At 46.5% G+C, this 21,133-nt stretch carries 15 protein-coding genes and 1 riboswitch; of the genes, 14 read left to right on the top strand and 1 reads right to left on the bottom strand.

The genetic code is table 11. The annotated features are described in order from the left end of the window. The 5 genes from ACFQZE_RS15905 (at position 1) to ACFQZE_RS15885 (ending at position 6,311) form a co-directional block, all read left to right on the top strand. Entirely contained in the window at positions 1–1,617 is a 1,617-nt protein-coding gene (locus tag ACFQZE_RS15905) for an ORC-CDC6 family AAA ATPase (protein WP_379358694.1), read from the top strand. Positions 1,618–2,251: 634 nt separating this feature from the next. Continuing rightward, entirely contained in the window at positions 2,252–4,315 is a 2,064-nt protein-coding gene (locus tag ACFQZE_RS15900; RefSeq protein WP_379358692.1) for a YhgE/Pip family protein, read from the top strand. A gap of 245 nt (positions 4,316–4,560) precedes the next feature. Further along, a complete protein-coding gene (gene catA, locus ACFQZE_RS15895) occupies positions 4,561–5,220 on the top strand; it encodes a type A chloramphenicol O-acetyltransferase (RefSeq protein ID WP_379358690.1) in 660 nt (219 codons plus the stop codon). 218 nt (positions 5,221–5,438) lie between these two features. Then, the gene (locus tag ACFQZE_RS15890) at positions 5,439–5,756 is read left to right on the top strand and encodes a MerR family transcriptional regulator (protein ID WP_379358688.1); all 318 of its coding nucleotides are present in this window, start codon (positions 5,439–5,441) and stop codon (positions 5,754–5,756) included. A 111-nt stretch (positions 5,757–5,867) separates the two neighbouring features. Continuing rightward, entirely contained in the window at positions 5,868–6,311 is a 444-nt protein-coding gene (locus ACFQZE_RS15885; RefSeq protein WP_379358686.1) for a cell wall hydrolase, read from the top strand. A gap of 118 nt (positions 6,312–6,429) precedes the next feature. Here the strand turns inward: ACFQZE_RS15885 and ACFQZE_RS15880 are convergent, their stop codons facing one another. Continuing rightward, entirely contained in the window at positions 6,430–7,122 is a 693-nt protein-coding gene (locus ACFQZE_RS15880; RefSeq protein ID WP_379358684.1) for a Dph6-related ATP pyrophosphatase, read from the bottom strand. A gap of 697 nt (positions 7,123–7,819) precedes the next feature. Here ACFQZE_RS15880 and ACFQZE_RS15875 point away from each other — a divergent pair. From ACFQZE_RS15875 to ACFQZE_RS15835, 9 genes are all read left to right on the top strand, one after another. Continuing rightward, complete coding sequence (locus tag ACFQZE_RS15875) at positions 7,820–8,797, top strand: diaminopimelate dehydrogenase (protein ID WP_379358682.1); 978 nt, start codon at positions 7,820–7,822, stop codon at positions 8,795–8,797. Positions 8,798–8,898: 101 nt separating this feature from the next. Next, positions 8,899–10,269 carry an NADP-specific glutamate dehydrogenase gene (gene gdhA, locus ACFQZE_RS15870; protein ID WP_379358680.1) on the top strand — a complete coding sequence of 457 codons (1,371 nt, stop codon included), beginning with the start codon at positions 8,899–8,901 and terminating at the stop codon, positions 10,267–10,269. A gap of 489 nt (positions 10,270–10,758) precedes the next feature. Continuing rightward, on the top strand, positions 10,759–11,994 hold the full coding sequence (locus tag ACFQZE_RS15865; RefSeq protein WP_379358678.1) for a hypothetical protein: 1,236 nt from the start codon (positions 10,759–10,761) through the stop codon (positions 11,992–11,994). Between the two features lie 121 nt (positions 11,995–12,115). Continuing rightward, positions 12,116–12,298: riboswitch (Lysine riboswitch) on the top strand. A gap of 112 nt (positions 12,299–12,410) precedes the next feature. Then, entirely contained in the window at positions 12,411–13,232 is an 822-nt protein-coding gene (locus ACFQZE_RS15860; protein WP_379358676.1) for a transporter substrate-binding domain-containing protein, read from the top strand. Positions 13,233–13,295: 63 nt separating this feature from the next. Beyond that, complete coding sequence (locus tag ACFQZE_RS15855) at positions 13,296–14,015, top strand: amino acid ABC transporter permease (RefSeq protein WP_379358674.1); 720 nt, start codon at positions 13,296–13,298, stop codon at positions 14,013–14,015. A gap of 20 nt (positions 14,016–14,035) precedes the next feature. Next, complete coding sequence (locus ACFQZE_RS15850; RefSeq protein WP_379358672.1) at positions 14,036–14,779, top strand: amino acid ABC transporter ATP-binding protein; 744 nt, start codon at positions 14,036–14,038, stop codon at positions 14,777–14,779. Between the two features lie 180 nt (positions 14,780–14,959). Next, complete coding sequence (locus tag ACFQZE_RS15845) at positions 14,960–15,673, top strand: glycosyltransferase (RefSeq protein WP_379358670.1); 714 nt, start codon at positions 14,960–14,962, stop codon at positions 15,671–15,673. Positions 15,674–15,842: 169 nt separating this feature from the next. Then, a complete protein-coding gene (locus ACFQZE_RS15840) occupies positions 15,843–16,709 on the top strand; it encodes an effector binding domain-containing protein (RefSeq protein WP_379358668.1) in 867 nt (288 codons plus the stop codon). Between the two features lie 158 nt (positions 16,710–16,867). After that, positions 16,868–21,079, top strand: coding sequence for an S-layer homology domain-containing protein (locus ACFQZE_RS15835; RefSeq protein ID WP_379358666.1), 4,212 nt, complete (start codon positions 16,868–16,870; stop codon positions 21,077–21,079). Positions 21,080–21,133 lie beyond the last annotated feature (54 nt).

The raw sequence follows: 21,133 nt of genomic DNA, 5'->3' as shown, positions 1-21,133 counted from the left end.
ATGAGTGAGTTTTTTTATAGAACAGAAGAAATACGAATTGATGAAATTAGCGATTATTACGTTGAAACACAACAAGACAGAGAATTAATTAACGAATTAAAGGCTAGAAACCCAATTGTTCTAGTTGGAAGTCGCGGAGTAGGAAAGTCCTTTCTGTTCCGAATGGCTCAAAAGGAATTGTTAGACGAATTTCCAACGAATAAGGTATTGCCGGTTTATATTACATTTAGGCGAAGTTCATTAATACATACGAAAAATACTAAACAATTTCAGTCTTGGATGATGGCAAGAATTTGTAGTGAAGTTTTAAGAGCTCTAAGTAAGCTAGGGTTAGTTACTTTATTGCCAACAAGTCTGTCTGTACTGGCAGGTGGTACTACAGGGGTATCTATAGAGAAATCAAAGATAGAGCATATCACTGAGGCTTTTGAAGAATCCTGGAGAGCACCTGGGGAAGAAATTGATATTGAGGGTTTGCCGACTACAGATGACTTTTTAGATGCAATAGAGGATATCTGTTCAACATTTAAAATTAGTCGATTCGTCATTTTTATTGATGAAGCGGCACATGTATTATTACCTGAGCAACAGAGGCAGTTTTTCACCTTATTTAGGGATTTAAGAAGTCCATTCTTAACTTGTAATGCCGCTGTTTATCCTGGTGTTACAGTTTATGGGGATACTTTCCAACCAATTCATGATGCTACCATTAGGCCTTTATATAGGGATATTCAAGATGACAAGTATGTGGCTTCAATGAAAGAGATAGTAACTAAACAGGCTGATGATAACAGCACATTACTAAAAAACATTGCTCAAAGAGGCCAAAATTTCGCTTTGCTTGCTTATGCCTCTAGTGGTAACCCTAGACATTTACTTAAGACCGTTATGCAAGCAGGTAACTTAACAGGTGATGCGGTTAATAATGTGATTCGTGAGTATTATAGGACAGATGTTTGGTCAGAGCACTCTGGGCTAGCTTCAAAATACTCAGGTCATAGGGCATTAATCGATTGGGGAAGGAAATTTCTTGAGTCTGAGGTTTTACCTGAACTTCATAGAAAGAATGTCCACTATTTATCGGAGGATAAAAAGACTACTACTTATTTTTGGATGCATAGAGATATCCCCCAGCCTATAAAAGAATCGTTGCGACTTCTCGAATACACTGGAATAGTGAGTGAGCAGGCATCCGGAATTAAGGCAACTAGGTCAGAAATCGGAACCCGTTATGCTGTAAATTTGGGTTGTTTACTGGCATTAGAAACTACTCCAACTTCAACGGGTTTTATTTTAGCAAAATCACTTACTCCAAAACGAATGAGTGAATATGGGGTAAATTACAAGTTTTATGAGAACTTACTTAATGAGTTGCCAAAGTTTACAGAACCGAATATGACAACCGTTCTAATAGAACAACTTGAAAGGCCTATAACCGTTCTAGATTTAACACCTTGGCAAAGAGAACGTTTAGAATCAATAGGGATTTCAACTGTTGGGGAAATTCTAAAGTCAACCGAATCTAAACTTAAAGAAGCTCATTATATTGGTGAAATAAGGGCAAGGAGGATGAGAAATGCTGCCATTTCGTCCGTTTATGAGTATTTATCAGGTTAATACCGGCCTTTAGATTTAACTGATTCTTAAAGTTAATCCGCAGTTGGTAATTGGACAGCTATGAGGAGAATCTGGTGGTGACGGGGGAAGAAAAGAAGGTTTAAGCAGCATAAATGTATGTGACACCGGAGTACATTGCTCATATGACGATGTACTCCTTTGTGTTGTGCTTTAGGGTGCCGAAGTCAACAAAGAGCCAATGATTGCTTCTTGTAAGTTTTTTAGGTATAACCGGAGTGAGCGCTTACCAGTTGGAAGGTGTTATAAAAGAACTCCCTTAAGCTCAAAGAAGACTGGAAGCTCCCACTATCGAAGATCAATACGTTTTGTGGAATATGATATGCAGCATATAGGGAATTCAGGGTTATTAATAGCAGAGCTCAAGTGACCCAATTGCTTCTATAGATGGCTTTACGCCTTAAGAAACCATAAGAAATGTACGCTTCAACGAATCATACTCGTAAAATTATTGTTGCAACGGACGAAACATTGGAATAGTGGACTGCCATCGAAGGTGGCTGCACACGAAAGAGCGCCATTTCCATATGGCGCTTTTTTGCGTGGAATTCGGCACATAATAAAGAGATTAACTGGAAATAACTACCTTGCAAACAAAAGCGGCGGGTGGTTAATCATGATTGAAATTTGGAGGCTGTATAAGAGAGATTGGATTCATATGTTGAAAGTGCCTGTGGGCGTTTTTCTTGTTATAGCTCTAATTGCGATTCCTTGTCTTTACGATTGGATCAATATCAAGTCGGTGTGGGATCCATATGCTCATACAGAAGGTATTCTGGTCGCCATCACGAACGAGGATGCAGGAGCTTCGGTTCTGGGGAGGGGGGTTTCCATTGGCGATGAGCTGGAGCAGAGCTTGAAGACGAACACGAAGCTGGGCTGGGTTTTTACAAATAAGGAAGAGGCGGAGAGCGGCGTGGTGCGTGGTCGATACTCCGCAAGCATCCTCATTCCGAGCGATTTCTCTTCACGTTTGGTCGGTATCGTAGAAGGCAAAGTCGACAGGCCCGAGGTTATATATTCGGTCAACGAGAAGATCAACGCAGTCGCTCCCAAAGTAACGGCGACCGGAGTGTCGTCTCTCGCGGAACAGGTGAATGAGCAATTCGCGAAAGCTGTTAGCTCTGCATTGCTGACTAAGTTCGAGGAACTTGGAGTGAAGCTGGAGGAGCAATTGCCGCTCATCCGCAAGATTGAACAAGGCGTATTTGAGCTGGAGCAAAAGCTTCCCGCTATCCGGCAAGCCGGACAGAAGGTACTTCAAGTCGAGCGGAAGCTGCCAGATATTCGCGAGAAAGCTCAGCTCATTCTGGAAGTGGAGCGCGCGCTGCCCGAGCTGGATCAGGCTGCCCTTAAGCTGCAACGGCTAAGAAGTGAATGGCCGAAGGCCGGAGAAGCGGTTATTGCCGCAGGTGGTCTGGCCGAACGAATGACTGAGCTTAATCAAGCATTGGCACATGTCCGAGCTATCGAGGCTGCCCTCGGCAAGTTGCAGGACGAATACGGTAAGCTTGCCGCTGGAGTGAGTAAGGACAGTAGCTCATCATTGGAAACGATCACTGAATCAGGCAAGGCGATTGGGGAGCAAGAGGCGGAGGAGGCTGTTGGAGATGACGAGAGGCTCCGCGAGATCCGCGAAAACGTAGCCGAATTAATTAGGACGATGGAAGCTCATATCGGGGCGTATAGGCAAGCGGTCGGCGATTCTACTTCCGACCTCACTGAGAAGATCGGTTCGGCCCAGAACAAGCTGGAAGCTGCGGATGCGTTCATCCGCAAAAGTCTGCCCGAAGCTAAACAAGGGATCAGGGAGATGGCGGATTTCGTTCGTTATCGTTTGTCGGAAGCAGAAGCCGGCATTCATAAACTCGCGGGTCTGGTCCGCGACGATCTGCCGCAACTGGAGATGGCTGTCAAGCAGGCCGCGGATACACTCCGCGAGTTGGACGAAGGGGAGCGGCTCGCGGCCATGACTAAGCTGCTGAAGGGGAATATTGAAGAGGAGAGCGAGTTTCTAGCAAAGCCGGTACTGGTGAAGGAAAATCGGATGTATCCGATTCCGAATTACGGCTCGGCGATGTCGCCGTTTTATGGTGTGCTGTCCCTGTGGGTAGGGGCGACATTGTTAATCTCGTTGCTTAACCCGAATGCTGAGCAAGAAGAGGAAATGAAGGCGAAGTCATACCAATTGTATGTGGGGAGACTCGCTACCTTTATGACGGTCGGGCTGTTGCAGGCGCTGTTTGTGACGCTCGGAGACTTGTTCATCCTGAAAGCCTATGTCGCGAATCCGGCGGCATTCGTTTTGTTCGCTCTACTGGTCAGCGCCACCTTCGTGGCGATTACGTATGCGCTGGTATCAGTCTTTGGCAATGTGGGCAAGGGGCTTGCGATTCTGTTTATGGTGTTCCAGTTCTCCAGCTCGGGCGGTACGTTCCCAATCGGCATGTCCTCTCCTTTCTTCCAGGCATTGAACCCGTTTATGCCATTCACCTATGCGATCAGCTTGTTGAGAGAATCGGTCGGAGGCGTACTATGGGAGACGGCTGTCCGCGATATGGCTGCTTTGGTTGGCTTTATCGCGCTTAGTCTGGTTTTGTCGCTGGCTCTCAAGCAACCGTTGAGTCCATGGATCAGAAAGTCGGCAGAGAACGCCAAGCGAACGAAGCTGATCGGCTGATGCTAATCGTGTGAATAATATGCCTAGCTGGCTGAATGGATAGGAGTTAAGAGATACGAAAAAGAAAGTGATTCTGTACAAAGAGATACATAAGATGTGCTAAAATGGAAAAAAGAAGTCATCGAGAATCTTAGGAATTTAAGAGAAGCAACGGGCAGTACAAATATAAACGAGGAATGTGAATGCGGATATGGTTAAAGCAGTGGATGGTCCCTCCTAAAATAAAAATTTTAGGAGGGTAAAAAATGATATTTAATCCGATTGATATGGATCAGTGGTCCAGAAAGCCTTATTTTGAACACTATTTAAACCGTATCAGATGCACCTACAGCTTGACAGCCAATATTGACATCACCATGATGCGGGCAGAACTAAAGGGCAAGGGGATCAAGTTATATCCTGCCTTGCTTTACATGATTACGACGGTGGTTAATCGCCACTCCGAGTTTCGAACTTGCTTTGATTCGGAGGGACGGTTGGGCGTTTGGGATCGCATGTCTCCGAGCTTCACTATATTTCATGAGGAAGATAAGTCTTTCTCAAGTATTTGGACTCCGTTTAGCGAGGATTTTCAAACATTTTACGAAGGTTACCTTCAAGAAACAGAAAAGTACAAGAATGTGAAGCAGCTATTCCCCGACACAAATGAACCGCCGAACACGTTTCCGATTTCCGGCATCCCGTGGGTAAGCTTTACGGGATTTAACCTGAATATTTATACCGACGGAACGTATTTGCTGCCGATATTTACCTTGGGGAAATACTACGGACAAGATGAGAAAACACTCCTACCTTTATCGGCACAGTTCCACCACGCAGTATGCGACGGCTACCATGCCGGTTTGTTGTTTAATGAGCTGCAAGGGATGGCCGATAGCTGTAAAAGTTGGCTATCAGGTAATTAATCGTACAAAAATGTGAAATGAGTATGTCATCAATAATCGTTTAACAGGCTGCAACAATCATGTTGCGGTCTGTTTTCTGTTCATCCGCTTTTAGGGCGTGATCTTGTTTCATTTTTCTTTTCCTTGGAGAACGATTGATCAAATGTCTGTACACTTGGCCTTCACATGAAGTGATGGTGTAGGATGTCAATATCAATCCAAAACAGGGAGAGATCACAATGAATATTGGCGAATTGTCAAAAAGGACAGGAGTAAGCCTGCGTTCTCTCAGATACTACGAGGACAAAAAATTATTAATTCCCACTCGTTTGGACAATGGTTACCGAGATTATGGAGAATCGGATACTGAAAGGGTGGAGTTTATTCAGCTCTACTTCAGCCTTGGGCTTACGGCGAACGAAATATTGGATTTCTTTGACTGCCTCTTCCAAAACGGAGAAAAAAGACAGTGCCTCCCAAATGCAATAGAAGTCGGAGAAAAGAAGCTTAGTGAAATAAAACGGCAAATGACTCTTTTGCGCAAAGCCGAGTGGTAAAAACAGGACGAACAAAGGGGTGTGCTTACAACCTCGCGCTCCATTTTGCCGGAGTCACACTTCCGCTTTGCCTACAATATGATGATTTTAGAAATCAAAAGAGGTGAGCCAATGGCGGTCGTAAAAGCCAGGGAACAGGATATTAAAATGTTGGCAAGGTTGCTTCGAGCCGAGGCGGAAACCGAAGGCGAAATGGGCATGCTCCTTGTTGGAAATGTCGGCATTAACCGAATAAGAGGGGATTGCTCCGATTTTAAAGATATCCGCACTATTCCTCAAATGATCAACCAGCCACATGCGTTCGAAGCGTTGCAGCATAGCTTGTATTATCAAAACGCAAGAGACAGGGAGCGCCGTCTGGCACAGCGGTCCGTGAATGGGGAGCGGAATTGGCCGGCTAAATTCTCACTATGGTATTTCCGTCCGGGATCGTTCGACAATCCCGGTCCTTGTCCGCCAACCTGGTATAATCAGCCGTTTGCCGGACGATGGAAAAAGCACTGTTTTTATGAACCGACCGCAAAAGAATGTGAAAATATATATAATACGTATTAAATCTTTAATCCCGTCTATTTCAGCTATTCGTTGGTTGGCAAAACTTTATCCCATTAATTGCCGTGTAAATCACGGCTTTTTTTGGTTTGGTGGAATAAATCCGGTTGTGGCCTAAATTTCAAATCCGATCTAATTCCAAAGGCATAAAGGCATAGTCCCCGATCTTAACGATGCCACATTTTCGAACAGGAATCGGATGTTTAAAAATGGGGCCGTCGATTACGGTCGTATGGAACTCGCCGCCTTCTCCGCAAGGATCAATCCCGCGTGCTAGAAGTTCTTTAATGTAGTCGTGCGTTAAGGTTCGTCCCAAATCTTCTTCCCGCATCCCGAGCGATAGGTTTACAGTGACCAGCATCGATTTAAACCCGAGATTAATAAACTCGGCGACAGCTTTATCATGATCTATTTCCCATAGGGGCATGGCTAGTTTTAGGCCGGCCTTTTGGGTAACCTTGTCATGCCAGCAGTTCTCAACAGGCATGTCCAAATCTCCAGTAACTAACACTTCTGCGCCGTGGCTTTTTGCTTGTGTCAGAAGCACTATAAATTTGTTCTCATAGTCCTCCCAGCTTGCAGCGGCGGTATAAACGGGCAAACCGATAGATTCGGCTTGGGCGCGGATAATCTCCGGAGGCATGCCGTGGGATCTGGAACGTTTTCCTTCTTCCTCCATCATGACGATCAGTCCGATCGCTTCTCCAACTTTCATAGATTTGTATAGAGCCAGTGCGCTATCTTTTCCTCCGCTAAAAGAAGCTATAAATTTGTGCCCATAAGCTCCGATCTTCCAGTTAACAGCTGTTTCCATTCCTCTCATTCTCCTTTGCTGCTATGCTCTATGAATTGTAACATGACTTGCTTGGGTAGGATCAATTTTAATGTTGGAGTATTAAGATGGGTTGGTATATTAGGCTTTCGCTTCCGAATCTGTCTGCTGAAAAGGCGGTTTTTTTAAAAAACTTCGTTATTTGTTTGTCAATCACACTTTTTTTCTAGGCTTCTGCGCTGTTTCTCTACGGAAAAATAGGGGAGTCTTACAAACATGATTTGTCAGATTTAGTAGCATTGTTGTCCAATTTGGTGAAAGGAAAAGCTAATTGGGGTTGATGTCACAATAGATCACTTCATTAGGTTAAAAATAATTACAGTAAATTAATGTAAATTTAAAGTCCGAAATTTCCAGATTAATAAAGTTTCAATACCTCAATTATCTCCATCTTAGGTTCATTTATTAAGGAAAGAAACGTAGGGTTAATTGAGCAAACAACCCTGTTAAACGGTAAAAGTATGGTGTCAGGTTAGTTTCCGTTTGCACTATGTAAATATTTGTTTGCATTATTTGGATGAATTCCTTACAATAAGTCGAAGTTATGACTGTTCAGCAGCAGGTGCTAGAGACAATAGGCGATAGCTTGTACATTCCTAATCCTTAGAATCTGGTAGGATGTCGTTTGGACTTTTATTCCACAAGCTGATAGATTCGCCTTTATTTTAGGAGGATAGAAATGGAAACTGTAAAAGTAGGCATAGTAGGGTACGGCAATCTCGGAAAAGGCGTGGAAAAAGCGATTGGTCAAAACCCGGACATGGAGCTTGTTGCGGTATTTACGCGCAGAGAGCCGGATCAACTGGCAACGGGCAGCGTCAAGTTTGAGCATATTTCGGCAGCCGAGCAATACAAGGGCCAAATCGACGTTATGATTTTGTGCGGTGGATCAGCAACGGATCTCCCGGAGCAAACTCCTTACATGGCAAGCATGTTCAATACGGTAGACAGCTTCGACACGCATGCTGAAATTCCGGCGTTTTTTGATCGAGTTCACGCTTTAGCGAAGCAAAGCGGTAAACTTAGCGTCATTTCGACCGGCTGGGATCCGGGATTGTTTTCTCTTAACCGTTTGTTGGCGCAAGCCATCCTCCCGGAAGGGACGGATTATACGTTCTGGGGCAAAGGAGTCAGCCAAGGCCATTCGGACGCTATTCGCCGCGTTCCGGGCGTGAAAGCTGGCGTGCAGTATACGGTTCCCGTTGAAGCGGTAATCGACCGCATTCGAGCGGGTGAAACGCCAGAGCTGGCTACTCGCGAGAAGCATCTCCGTCAATGCTTTGTCGTAGCGGAAGAAGGCGCGGACAAGGACGCGATTCGAGAGACGATCGTTTCGATGCCGAACTACTTCGCCGATTACGATACGACAGTTACGTTCATCGACGATGAGCAATTGAAAGCCGAGCATCAGGGCATGCCGCACGGCGGTTTCGTTATCCGCAGCGGCATCACCGGGTCAGGCACGAAGCAAATTATCGAATTTGGCTTGAAGCTGGAGAGCAATCCGGAATTTACGGCAAGCGTGCTTGTGGCTTACGCCAGAGCGGTTAACCGTATGAGTCGTGAAGGGCTGACCGGCGCGAAAACCGTGTTCGATGTGCCGTTCTCCTATCTGTCGCCGAAATCGGCCGAAGAGCTGCGCCGCGAGTTGCTGTAAACTCGCATTTGCGCCCATCCCTATCCCATTCATAAGCGTAACGATGCGTAGTTATCCTTCTTTTTTCCTCGTCGTTTCGTTTCAAAGGAGCGTCCACCGAAGTGAATCAAGTATTGGTTAAACAGCAAAGCGCCAAGGAATACGTGCAATCGGTTTATGAAACGGTCATCAATCGCAATCAGGGCGAAAAGGAATTTTTTCAAGCGGTAAAAGAAATATTAGATTCCCTTATTCCTGTGCTAGAAGCGAATCCGTACTATGTGGAGCACAACATCCTAGAGAGAATCGTTGAGCCCGAGAGGGTCATTTCTTTCCGCGTGCCATGGGTTGACGATAACGGCAAAGCCCAAGTCAACCGCGGCTTCCGCGTTCAGTTCAACAGCGTGCTGGGCCCATATAAGGGCGGGCTCCGGTTCCACCCTTCGGTTAACGCGAGCATTATTAAGTTTCTCGGCTTCGAGCAAATTTTCAAAAACTCGCTGACTGGCCAGCCAATTGGCGGCGGTAAAGGCGGCTCCGATTTCGATCCTAAGGGCAAGTCGGAGCAGGAAATTATGCGCTTCACGCAAAGCTTTATGACGGAGCTATACCGCTACGTTGGTCCGGACATCGACGTGCCTGCTGGCGACATTGGCGTTGGCGCACGGGAAATCGGCTATATGTTCGGTCAATACAAACGGATTCGCGGCGGCAACGAAGCGGGCGTGCTGACGGGCAAAGGACTGCTTTATGGCGGTAGCCTTGCACGCAAGGAAGCGACGGGTTACGGCTGCGTCTACTTCGTGAATGAGATGCTGCAAGCGAAAGGGCTCGGCTTGGAAGGACGGACGGTCGTCGTCTCCGGCTCCGGCAACGTATCGATTTATGCGATTGAGAAATTGCAGCAAATGGGTGCGAAAGTCGTCGCGTGCAGCGATTCGAACGGCTATGTGCATGACCCTGAGGGGATTGATCTTGCGCTGGTAAAACAGCTCAAGGAAGTGGATCGCAAGCGGATCAGCGAATACATCGTCTCCCGTCCGAATGCGACATATACACCGGGCTGCGAAGGGATCTGGACTATTCCTTGCGAAATCGCGCTTCCGTGCGCGACGCAGAACGAGATCGACCACGAAGCGGCAGAGCTGCTCGTCGCGAATGGTGTCATTGCGGTCGGCGAAGGCGCGAACATGCCTTCGACGCTAGCTGCGATCGACGTGTTCCTGAGCGCGGGCGTGTTGTTCGGGCCGGCGAAAGCGGCGAATGCCGGCGGAGTGGCAGTGTCTGCGCTGGAAATGACGCAGAACAGCATGCGCTTGTCGTGGACATTTGAAGAAGTGGACGCCAAGCTGCATACCATTATGCGCAGCATTTACCGCAGCTGCGATGTGGCTGCGGCCCAATACGGTCACCAAGGCAACTTAGTCGTGGGCGCGAACATTGCCGGTTTCGTCCGCGTAGCGGATGCAATGATTGCGCAAGGCGTCGTGTAACCGGCCTGGGCAAACTCCAGATTCCCGGCAGTCAAATGAAGCCTTGGAAAGACGCCGCTGGGCTCATCGAACTGACGCCGATCTGAAGCGACCTGGATAAGCTCGCTTTGTGAAAATACTTCCAAGTCTTTTTTTGCTACAGGCGTTTGCAAGGTTAAAAGGCAGTTTAGCGCACAAAGCTTGGCAGCCACTCAAAGAAAGGCCGGTAGTTCTCGCTTTTTCAAGCGGCTACCGGCCTTAGTTGCGTTCTATGAGTACTTAAGTTAATTATCTTGTAATTTAGCTTGTAATAAGCGCTTTTAATACGGACTGAATGATTGAACCCGACCGCCTTTGAAGCGGTCTTTTTTGCTCTTTTTTGCTGTCGCAATTGTGTCTGTCGCGCCATTCAACTTGCAACTATAAACCTTAATGTCGCGTCAAAGTATTGTTGTTTAAAAAAGGAATCAAAAGTGAATGGAGGATAATATATCCATGGTGGAAAGTGGGATGAAGAAAGTCCGAGGCGAGTCAGGAAACAGCCTTTCTGTTCGGCATCGAGCCGTTCTTTTGTCACTTATCGTGCTGCTCGTCATTGTTGGCGTTATCGGCCGGAATGCAGCGGCGGTGCAGGCGGCATACGATGGACCGATTAGCCAAGTGGTGGTTATCGCCAAAACGGAGTTGTATCATGACACTAGCGGAAAAGGCAAGCCTGCCGGTGCGGTTGCACCATTTCAGACTCTTCAGGTTGTCGGTGTGGATAACGAGAATGACTGGAGCGCGCCGTTAAAATGGCTAAAGGTTAAAACATGGCTCGGCGACAAGTGGATTAAGTCCAGCAACATCGTCATAAACGGACAGTTCAAAGTGACCAACCGCCAAGTGACTAGCGTCTATGAGGTTCAGTTGTACGATAAGCCGGACCTGAACACAAATATTAACAAATGGGTTTCCCCACAGAAACTGCGCGTAACTGGACAAATTGCATACGGTCCCAGCAGTTTCGGAAGTGCTGCGGGTTTCTTAAATTCATACGGCACCTGGTTTCGAATCTCGACTTGGCTAGGCGATAAATGGATACATAATCCGAGCTTACTGGAGGATGTTGTGGAAACGCCGGTTTCCTATACGATCAAGCTGACGGGTGAGGAGAATACATATCCTTTTCCGTATATTGTAGAATCAAAAGCACAGAAGATTATGCCTCAAGCGGTACGTGTATTAGCGACATGGGAAACGGGCTTTGGGCCATCGAGCGCCCTATGGTATAAAGTGAAGCTGGAGGATGGCATTCGCTGGGTTTATCCGTCGAGCCCCATTATTCCCGATTATAGTGTAGTAAACGAGAGGATCGTTTTGCCCACAGATACGAGATATTTTTCAAGTCCTCAACTAAGCCTTGACGAACAAAACTGGCTGGCGCCGGGTTCTTACGAGGCATTCGAAATTTCGGGCGAGTGGAGACACATTCGATTGCCGCAAGGCGGGGAGGCTTGGGTAAATCCGGCTAGGGCGTTGCTGGAGCGCCCCGAGGGAATCGTCGAGACTGAAGACAAAGTTGCGCTGACGAAGGAATCCACCACTTATCGATACCCGTTAACGGGGGAGGTAGCTCACGCTAAAGGTTTCTATAAACCGCAGACGGTGCAAGCGTTCGAGAAATGGACCGCCCCCGATGGGACCGTCTGGTACCATTTTCACGGATACGGAATCGACGAATGGGTAAGCGTGTCCGCTCAATAAATAATCGACAAATGGAGTAACTGGCATTTTCTGAACGAATAACCAAAGTATTAATATTGACAGTTAAGCTCTTATGACATGATAATTAACTTAATTAAATAACACCTCACGCGATCACTGTCGTTGAGGTAGAGGCGCGGTATTTAACAGTTCGCAGCGGAGTTGGAGAAACGAAGAAGCTGTGAAGAAGGAAATATCGCCGAAGTTTGTAATATTCTCCGTATTACTTGCTGGGTCTGCAGTTAAGAGCTGCAGGACTGTCTTAATAAACGTCCCACGTTTATTAAGTTGAGCTATCTTACCAGGGGAAGCAGAGGCAAATCATGCACATTTACAAATGCGACCTGAGCTCATCTCGGGGCGCATTTTTTTATGTTTGCCAACAAGAATCGCACACACAACAGGAGGAACAGAACATGAGAACAAAACTATTTTTGATGACGGTAATCGCGGCTATGCTGGTTGTAGCAGGATGCGGATCCAATAATGCGGGCAAGGAAGCAAGCAACACATTTAGAGTAGGCATGGAGGCGGGATATGCTCCCTTCAACTGGACTCAAAACGACAATAGCAACGGTGCTGTCAGCATCGCCGGATCTTCTGAATATGCAGGCGGCTATGATTTGGAAATTGCGAAAAAAATAGCTGAAGGATTAGGCAAAGAGCTTGTTATTGTGAAAACCGAATGGGATGGTCTAGTGCCCGCTTTAACTTCGGGTAAAATCGACGCTATTATTGCCGGGATGTCCCCAACTGCCAAGCGTAAAGAGTCGATTGATTTCTCGGACAACTATTATAAATCCAATCTGGTAGTAGTCGTGAAGAAGGGAAGCCAGTACGCAAACGCAGCATCTATTCAGGACTTTAGCGGCGCAAAATTGACGGGACAGCTCAATACGTTCCACTACTCGGTCATTGATCAAATCGAGGGCGTAGCCAAGCAAACGGCGATGGATAACTTCCCGGCTATGAGGGTCGCGCTTGAGTCAGGTATTATTGACGGCTATGTCACCGAGCGTCCGGAAGCCGTAAGCGCTTCTGCGGCTAATGACAACTTTGTGATGGTTGAGCTGCAGGATGGTTTCCAAACGACTGAGGACGATACGGCTATCGCAGTTGGTCTTAAGAAAAACAGCGAATATACAGCGAAAATCAATGACGTGTTGAAAAGCATTTCTGAAGAGCAGCGCATGGTTATGATGGATGAAGCGATCAAAAATCAACCCGCTGCACAATAATGAAATCAGAGAAGCTGGCTGTATCCGCAGTCATTTTGCAATGAATAGGTTGGGGGCATAAGTATGAGCTTTGAATGGGTTGTATCCATTGTAGAAGAAAACTGGAAAATGTTTCTCCGAGGAGCGGGAATGACTCTTGTTATTGCCTTGATCGGGACAGTCATCGGCGGATTAATCGGCTTGCTTGCAGGCGTTGTTCGCACGATTCCTGTGCCCGCCCAGCGAGGGCGGCGAATCATGCTGAAGCTAGTCAATTTGATTTTGACGGCATATATCGAAGTGTTCCGAGGAACGCCGATGATCGTTCAGGCGATGGTCATTTATTACGGATCGGCATTGGCGTTTAACCTCAATATGAATGCGTTGACGGCAGCACTTATTGTCGTATCGATCAATACAGGCGCTTATATGGCGGAAATCGTTCGAGGCGGCATTCTGTCCATTGATAAAGGTCAATTTGAAGCGGCGATGGCCATTGGCATGAATCATAGACAAGTGATGTTCAATGTCATTTTGCCGCAGGTGATTCGCAACATTTTGCCGGCGACCGGCAATCAATTTGTCATTAACATTAAAGACACTTCCGTTCTGAATGTCATTTCGGTTTCGGAGCTCTATTTTGTAACCAAATCCGTTGCAGGCAACAACTTCCGATATTTTGAGTCCTTTTTAGTCGCATGCGTCCTGTATTTTGTTATGACGTTTACGGTTTCGATGATTTTGCGTTATTTTGAAAGAAGATTGGATGGCAAGGATAGCTACAGGCTGGAACGCGGAAGATAAGCAAGAGGAGACAGTGACCTATGGAGAAAGTCATCGACGTTCAAAACATTCACAAACGATATGGCGATAATGAAGTGCTGAAGGGCATTCATTTTTCCGTCAATCACGGCGAGGTCGTTAGTTTAATTGGCTCGTCCGGCTCTGGAAAATCGACGCTGCTTCGCTGCATCAATTTGCTGGAAACTCCGAACGAAGGGCAAATTTATTATAGAGGCCAATCCATTCTGGATGGTCGACATCACATTCCATCCTATCGGACGAAGATGGGCATGGTGTTTCAGCAGTTTAATTTGTTCGAGAACCTGGATGTGCTGGGCAATTGTGTCGTAGGTCCGGTTAAAGTGCTGAAACGGTCACAGGAGGAAGCGGAACAGGTCGCCAAAAAGTATTTGCAAGTTGTAGGTATGGAACGCTACATTAATGCCAGACCAAAGCAATTGTCCGGGGGCCAGAAGCAGCGTGTGGCAATCGCGAGAGCATTGTCTATGGAGCCTGATGTACTGTTGTTCGACGAGCCCACATCAGCCCTTGATCCGGAGATGGTCGGCGAGGTGCTGAAAGTGATGAAGGAGCTAGCGGATTCCGGCTTGACGATGCTTATTGTAACGCATGAAATGGATTTTGCAAGGGAAGTGTCGGATCGGATTGTGTTTATGGATAAAGGAGTGATTGCGGAGGAAGGGACGCCGCAGCAAATCTTTAACGACCCGAAACATGAACGTACGAAAGCTTTTCTTAAAAGAACATTTGTGCATCACAATTGAGATAGCCAAGGTGGAGATTAAAAGAAGGATGTTCCGGCCGGTTGACGGTTGGACATCCTTTTTTTAATGAAACAATCCAAACATAAATCGATATTTTTCATATCCTTGTTCCTAATATCTTGCCCACACCTCTATTCTAGCACTCACATAAAATAACTAGATTTTAAAGGAGGGTGTGAGGTGGCTAAAACTATGGAAACGAGCGGAGTATCGATTATCGTTTGCACGAATCGGCCGGACTATTTTAATAATATATTAAAAAACTACGAGGCGCAGTTGTATGCTAAGAAAGAGCTCATTATTATTTTGAATAAAGACAATATGGAGCTGGGGCGGTTTAGGAACAGAGCTCGTAAGATTGCTGGAGTATCAATATACAAGGTTCCGGAGAAGGTGTCACTCGGACAGTGCTTAAACTGCGGAATTGCAAAAGCAAGCTTTCCGCTCATTGCTAAGTTTGACGACGATGACTACTACTCTCCCTATTATTTGAAGGAACAGGTGCGTGAGATCCGCAGAACGAAAAGCGACATTGTCGGCAAGCATTCCTGCTTGGTATACCTTGAGGCAACAAAAAATTTAATCATCCGCTCGCCAAAGGAGCGGCATAAATATACGGGTTTTGTTCAAGGTGGAACTCTGCTGTTTAAGCGGAAGGTGCTTAAGGGGGTTCGCTTCCCGGATAAGTCGCTTGGAGAGGACGTTGCCTTTTTGAAAAAAGCGACTCAGAAGGGGTATAAGACCTACTCCACATCACCATTCAATTACGTGTACATCCGCAGAAAGAATAAGCAGGGCCATACATGGAAGGCCAGCGACCAATTTTATTTGCGTGATTGCCAGCCAATAGCTATAACCGACGACTATCGAATTGTTGCGAATCGAAGCTCTTGAACAAGAGTTAGGGGCTGTGACGGCTTGCCGAAAGGCGGGCTGTTGCTGCCCCTTTGCTATGTTCAGGCATAAGTGGGAGCCACTTTTAAAAAAGCACAATAAATCAAATATCAATCCGAAATAGAATGTATGATGGATCAATGGACTAAGAAGACGGAGGGTCAAATTCATGGAACACTACACCCGAGTTCAAAGCGCGATTTTGTACATTGAAGAGCATCTTCAAGAGCAGCTTAATTTTGTGGATATTGCTAGAGCAGCGGGGTTTTCCTTGTATCATTTTCAAAGACTATTTCATGCGGTTTCAGGGTTTACGGTTCAAGAGTATATTCGCAAAAGAAGGCTGGCCGAAGCGGCGGCTATGCTGCGGGAAACGAACAGCACGGTGCTTCAAATCGCCGTTTCCTATCAATATGGTTCGCAAGAGGCGTTTACTCGAGCCTTCACCTCCTGCTTTGAGATCACCCCGGCGAAGTATCGAAACTCGCAAACATCCTTAACCGTTCAGCCCCAAATTGATTTCATCGCTTACGGGACAAATATTCGAGGAGGACTGAACATGTACAAACCTGAAATAGTCGATTTGGCAACTCTCAAAATTATAGGGTTTAACTATCAAACTCAATTAAACAACGAGAAGTATTTTGAAGAAATTCCGGGGTTCTACGATCATTTTGGCAGAAATGAATATTACCTGCGTATTCCGAACAAGGCTCGTCCGGCTTTTGCATACGGTATTAGTCATTCCTATGAAGACAACGGGGAATTTTCCTATCTGATTGGCGAGGAAGTGGCTTCTTTTGCGGAGATGGAGCCGGGTTTTGGATGTTTTGAGATTCCTGCTGGGAAATACGCCGCTTTTAAGGTGAACAGTGCGCCCGAACTTGGCCAAAATACTTGGAAATATATTTATGGCACCTGGCTGCCGAACAGTAACTACGAAAGAAGAGAAGGCCCGGATTTCGAGGTGACGGATGTGCTGAATTCTTTGCCTGGGAAAATCAATATGACGGTATACATACCTATAAAATCATAGAGGATTTTTTTAAAAGGCGGGATTTACCTCTCGAATAAGTTTGCATAATTGCAGAAATTTGTATTTTTTTGTCGAAGTACTATTCGTTTTTCGTATGTTTGATATAATTATCTCTAGTATAAATAGGAACTTAGAGCTACCAATAAGATGAGGTGGAAATGTTGGTTAATCGTTTAGCGGTTGTTTTAGTTTGCGCGCTTTTGCTTTCTTTATTGCAGCCAGCTATGTCCTTTCAGAGGGCTTATGCTAGCGAAGAAGTCGTCAAGTATGCAAACAAGGACGTTTTTGTCGACTTATATGGGACCTATCCAAATGGTTTACAAGCGAACATCTTTATTCCCGGCGCGCAAAATGTAAACGTTAACGTCGTGGGTCCAGATTATGATGTATCAGATCAGAAGACGGCTATTAATTTTTCCAATTTGAACTCCGGTCTTTCAGGTTCAATTTCCAAGGTTGTATTAAGAGTTTTTATTCCTTACATATATACCAACAATAGCACGGATGATGTTCGCGCCACGGTGACTGGATCCGACAACACAACCTGGTTGGAGAATTTATCGAACAATCCAAACAACTTCCCTGTATCGAACGGTGACTACCGATTGAGCAGTTTGCAAAACATTCTAGTGGCTAGCAATACGGGGATTGTAAACACGACCAATGTGGATACGACATCGCCAGGTTGTGCCCCAATTGCGAATACATTGGTGGGTTGCTTAAACTTTGACGTCACCGATTATGTGAAGAATAAGCTTTCCACAGGTGCTATTGATGTTACGTTTATGCTGACCGGCAGATTAGGTACAAACAATACAGCCTATTTCACCATATACCCTAGAGAAAATTCGACCTACGGGCCGCAGCTTATTTTCACGGAAGCCGATACGACGCCTCCCGTCGTTTCGGGTGTCACGGAAGGCGGCTTGTACAATACAAACCGGACCGTCACCTTTGATGAGGGCTCGGCAATGCTGGACGGCTCGGCATTCACGAGCGGCAGCGTGGTAAGCTCAGAAGGAGCGCATACGCTAATTGTAACGGATTCGAATAACAACACGACGACGGTCCATTTCACAATTGATAAAACAGCACCGGCCGTAACCGGTGCCGCGAATGGATTGAGCTATAACAGCAACCGAACGATTACGTTCAGCGATGGAACGGCGACTTTGGATGGCTCGGCATTCACGAGCGGTAGTACGGTGAGTGCGGAAGGAGCGCATACGTTAGTTGCGACGGATGCGGCTGGGAACGCGAGGACAATTTTTTTCATCATTGATAAAACAGCGCCAATCGTGAGCGGCGTAACAAACGGCGGCTTGTATAACGCAAATCGAACGATAGCGATTAATGAGGGAACCGCAACATTAAACGGTTCGGCCTTTACGAGCGGCAGCACGGTGAGCGCAGAAGGAACGTATAATCTTACCGTTACAGACGCGGCAGGCAACTCTACAATAGTGAGCTTTACCATTGATAAAACGGCGCCGACGGTGACCGGTGTTACAAATGGATTAAGCTATAACAGCAACAGGACGATTACGCTCAGCGATGGAACGGCGACGCTGAACGGCTCGTTATTTACAAGCGGCAGTACGGTGAGCGCGGAAGGATCCCATACGCTTATCGTGACGGACACAGCAGGTAACACGAGAACGATTGCTTTTACTATTGATAAAACAGCCCCAATCGTGAACGGAGTAACGAACGGACGTTCGTATACGACAGATAAAAGCATTACCTTCAACGAAGGAACGGCAACGCTGAACGGTGCGGCTTTCTTAAGCGGCAGTACGGTGAGCGAGGAAAGAACGCATACGCTCGCTGTGACAGATGCGGCGAGCAACACGACGACGATGAATTTCACAATTGATAAAACGGCGCCGACGGTGACAGGTGTCACGCACGGAGCGAGCTATAACAGCAACCTAACGATTACGATCAGCGAAGGAACGGCGACGCTGAACGGTTCGGCATTTACGAGCGGTAGTACGGTGAATGCGGAAGGATTGTACACCCTTATCGTGACGGACACGGCTGGCAATGTGACAATGTTGAGCTTTATAATTGATAAAACAGTGCCAGTTGTAACAGGTGTTTTGGACGGGGCAAGTTATAACAGCGATCAGACGATTACTTTCAACGAAGGAACCGCGACGTTGAACGGCTCGGCCTTTGCGAGCGGCAGTACGGTTAGCGAAGAAAGGGGACATACCCTTAACGTAATAGACGCTGCAGGCAATACGACGACGGTGAACTTTACAATTGACAAAACAGGGCCAACCGTAACGGGGATTTCGAATGGAACGAGCTATAGCAGCAATCGAACGATTACGTTCAGCGATGGAACAGCAACGCTGAACGGTTCAGCGTTCACGAGCAGCAGTACGGTAAGCGCGGAAGGCTCTTATACTTTGACCGTAACGGACCTGGCCGGCAATGTGACGACGTTAAGCTTCACCATTGATAAGACAGCTCCTGTTGTAATCGGAGCAGCAGACGGCCAGTGGTATTCGGACAATAAAATAATCACCTTCAACGAAGGAACCGCAACGCTGAATGGATCGGCGTTTACGAGCGGGACTAGGGTGAGTGATGAAGGCTCGCATATTCTGATCGTGACGGACGCTGCTGGAAATGTGACAACAGTGAACTTCTCACTAGATAAAACGGCTCCTGTCGTAAGCGGTGTAGCAAACGGCGGTACGTATGCGGTCGATAAAACGATTACTTTCAACGAAGGAACGGCAACGTTAGCCGGCGCATCGTTCACGAGCGGCAATACGGTAAGTGCAGAAGGCTCGTATACGCTAATCGTGACGGACGCCGCCGGTAATGTGACAACAGTAAACTTCGCCATCGATCGAACGGCGCCTGTCGTAAGCGGCGTAACCAACAATGGCTCGTACATGAATGATAGAACGATTACCTTTAATGAGGGAACTGCAACGCTGGACGGAACGCCGTTTACCAGCGGCAGTACTGTAAGATCGGAAGGCACACATACGCTTGTCGTGACTGATGCGGCTGGAAATGCGACAACTGTCCAATTTAGCATAACGACGCCGGTTTACCCTTCAGACGGAGGCAGCGGAGTATCAGATCCAAATTCAACTCGAATTGTTTTGAATGGCGTAATACAGGAGCAATTAACGGTCAAAATAACAACCAAAACTGCCGCAGATGGAAGTAAACAGAGTATCATTACTGTGGATGAAGCGAAGCTGAACGCCTTGCTTGACAAAGCGGACAAGCAGTCGGTTGTGACCATTCCGATTACGGTGGATACGAATAATCAGGTTATTTTTGAATTAAACGGACAGACGGTCAAAAACATGGAAAATCGCGAAATCGTGTTGCAAGTTCAAACAAAAGCGGCATCCTACACGATTCCGGCAGAACAAATGAACGTTGATCGGATATCGTCTTTACTGGGCGGAAATATTGAACGTAAAGATATTGTTGTGAAAATAGAAATAACGAAGTTGTCGAACGACGATCCAGCCGTTATTGTACAAAAGCAAAAGAACAACAACGTAGAAATGGTTGCGCCTACGATTGAATTCAAGCTGACGGGTCATTACAACGGCAAGCAAGCCGAGATGAATCAGTTTAACGCTTATGTGGAGCGTACGATTGCGGTTCCCGCTGGCGTAAATCCTGAGAAAATCACGACAGGTGTGGTTGCAATGCCTGACGGTACTTTCGCGCATGTGCCGACAAAAGTGATTCAACAGGATGGCCGATATTACGTCGTGATCAGTAGTTTGACCAATAGTATGTATTCGGTTGTATACAATAATAAGTCGTTTGCAGACGTCGAGCATCACTGGTCGAACGAGATCGTTAACGAAATGGGAGCAAGGCTTATCCTTAGCGGCGTGGATGAAACAAATTTTGCTCCGGATAAAGCGATTACGCGAGCTGAATTTACAGCGATCATCATTCGTGCACTGGGCTTGCGTGATTCTAACAACACGATGTCCTATGCGGATGTGACGCAAAATGATTGGTTTTATTCGGCGGTATCCATTGCACAACGATATGGTTTAATTCAGGGATATAGCCAGTCTGAATTTGGCCCGAACAAGCCGATCAGCCGTCAAGAAGCTATGGTTATTATTGAGCGGGCTTTGAAGCTGGCAGGCCATGATCAACCCCTGTTAGAGACGCAAATCGAAGCGCAGCTTGAGGCGTTTAACGATAGCGGACAGTTTGCCTACTGGTCCCAAGGAGCGGCGGCACTTTGCGCCAAGCTGAGCATTATGGAAGGCAGCAACGGCCTAGCTCGTCCAACTCACAATATTACAAGAGCCGAAACGGCAGCGGTTGTGAAAAGAATGCTGGAGGCGGCGGATTTCATTTAAAAAAACGGAAGACCTTTTGAGCTGCTCTCAAGGTCTTCCGTTTTTTATTTGAAG

The organism is Paenibacillus sp. GCM10027627, from assembly GCF_042675505.1.
GTDB lineage: Bacteria > Bacillota > Bacilli > Paenibacillales > Paenibacillaceae > Pristimantibacillus.
Note: the sequence above shows the minus strand (reverse complement) of the source record. Positions and strands in the feature narration are given on the sequence as shown.

Excerpts from the sequence above, each read along its gene's own strand:
- ACFQZE_RS15905 (WP_379358694.1), top strand. The coding sequence starts at position 1 with ATGAGTGAGTTTTTTTATAGAACAGAAGAAATACGAATTGATGAAATT.
- ACFQZE_RS15860 (WP_379358676.1), top strand. The coding sequence starts at position 12,411 with ATGAGAACAAAACTATTTTTGATGACGGTAATCGCGGCTATGCTGGTT.
- ACFQZE_RS15890 (WP_379358688.1), top strand. The coding sequence starts at position 5,439 with ATGAATATTGGCGAATTGTCAAAAAGGACAGGAGTAAGCCTGCGTTCT.
- ACFQZE_RS15865 (WP_379358678.1), top strand. The coding sequence starts at position 10,759 with ATGAAGAAAGTCCGAGGCGAGTCAGGAAACAGCCTTTCTGTTCGGCAT.
- ACFQZE_RS15850 (WP_379358672.1), top strand. The coding sequence starts at position 14,036 with ATGGAGAAAGTCATCGACGTTCAAAACATTCACAAACGATATGGCGAT.
- ACFQZE_RS15855 (WP_379358674.1), top strand. The coding sequence starts at position 13,296 with ATGAGCTTTGAATGGGTTGTATCCATTGTAGAAGAAAACTGGAAAATG.
- ACFQZE_RS15840 (WP_379358668.1), top strand. The coding sequence starts at position 15,843 with ATGGAACACTACACCCGAGTTCAAAGCGCGATTTTGTACATTGAAGAG.
- ACFQZE_RS15900 (WP_379358692.1), top strand. The coding sequence starts at position 2,252 with ATGATTGAAATTTGGAGGCTGTATAAGAGAGATTGGATTCATATGTTG.
- ACFQZE_RS15885 (WP_379358686.1), top strand. The coding sequence starts at position 5,868 with ATGGCGGTCGTAAAAGCCAGGGAACAGGATATTAAAATGTTGGCAAGG.
- ACFQZE_RS15880 (WP_379358684.1), bottom strand. The coding sequence starts at position 7,122 with ATGGAAACAGCTGTTAACTGGAAGATCGGAGCTTATGGGCACAAATTT.
- ACFQZE_RS15875 (WP_379358682.1), top strand. The coding sequence starts at position 7,820 with ATGGAAACTGTAAAAGTAGGCATAGTAGGGTACGGCAATCTCGGAAAA.
- catA (WP_379358690.1), top strand. The coding sequence starts at position 4,561 with ATGATATTTAATCCGATTGATATGGATCAGTGGTCCAGAAAGCCTTAT.
- ACFQZE_RS15835 (WP_379358666.1), top strand. The coding sequence starts at position 16,868 with ATGTTGGTTAATCGTTTAGCGGTTGTTTTAGTTTGCGCGCTTTTGCTT.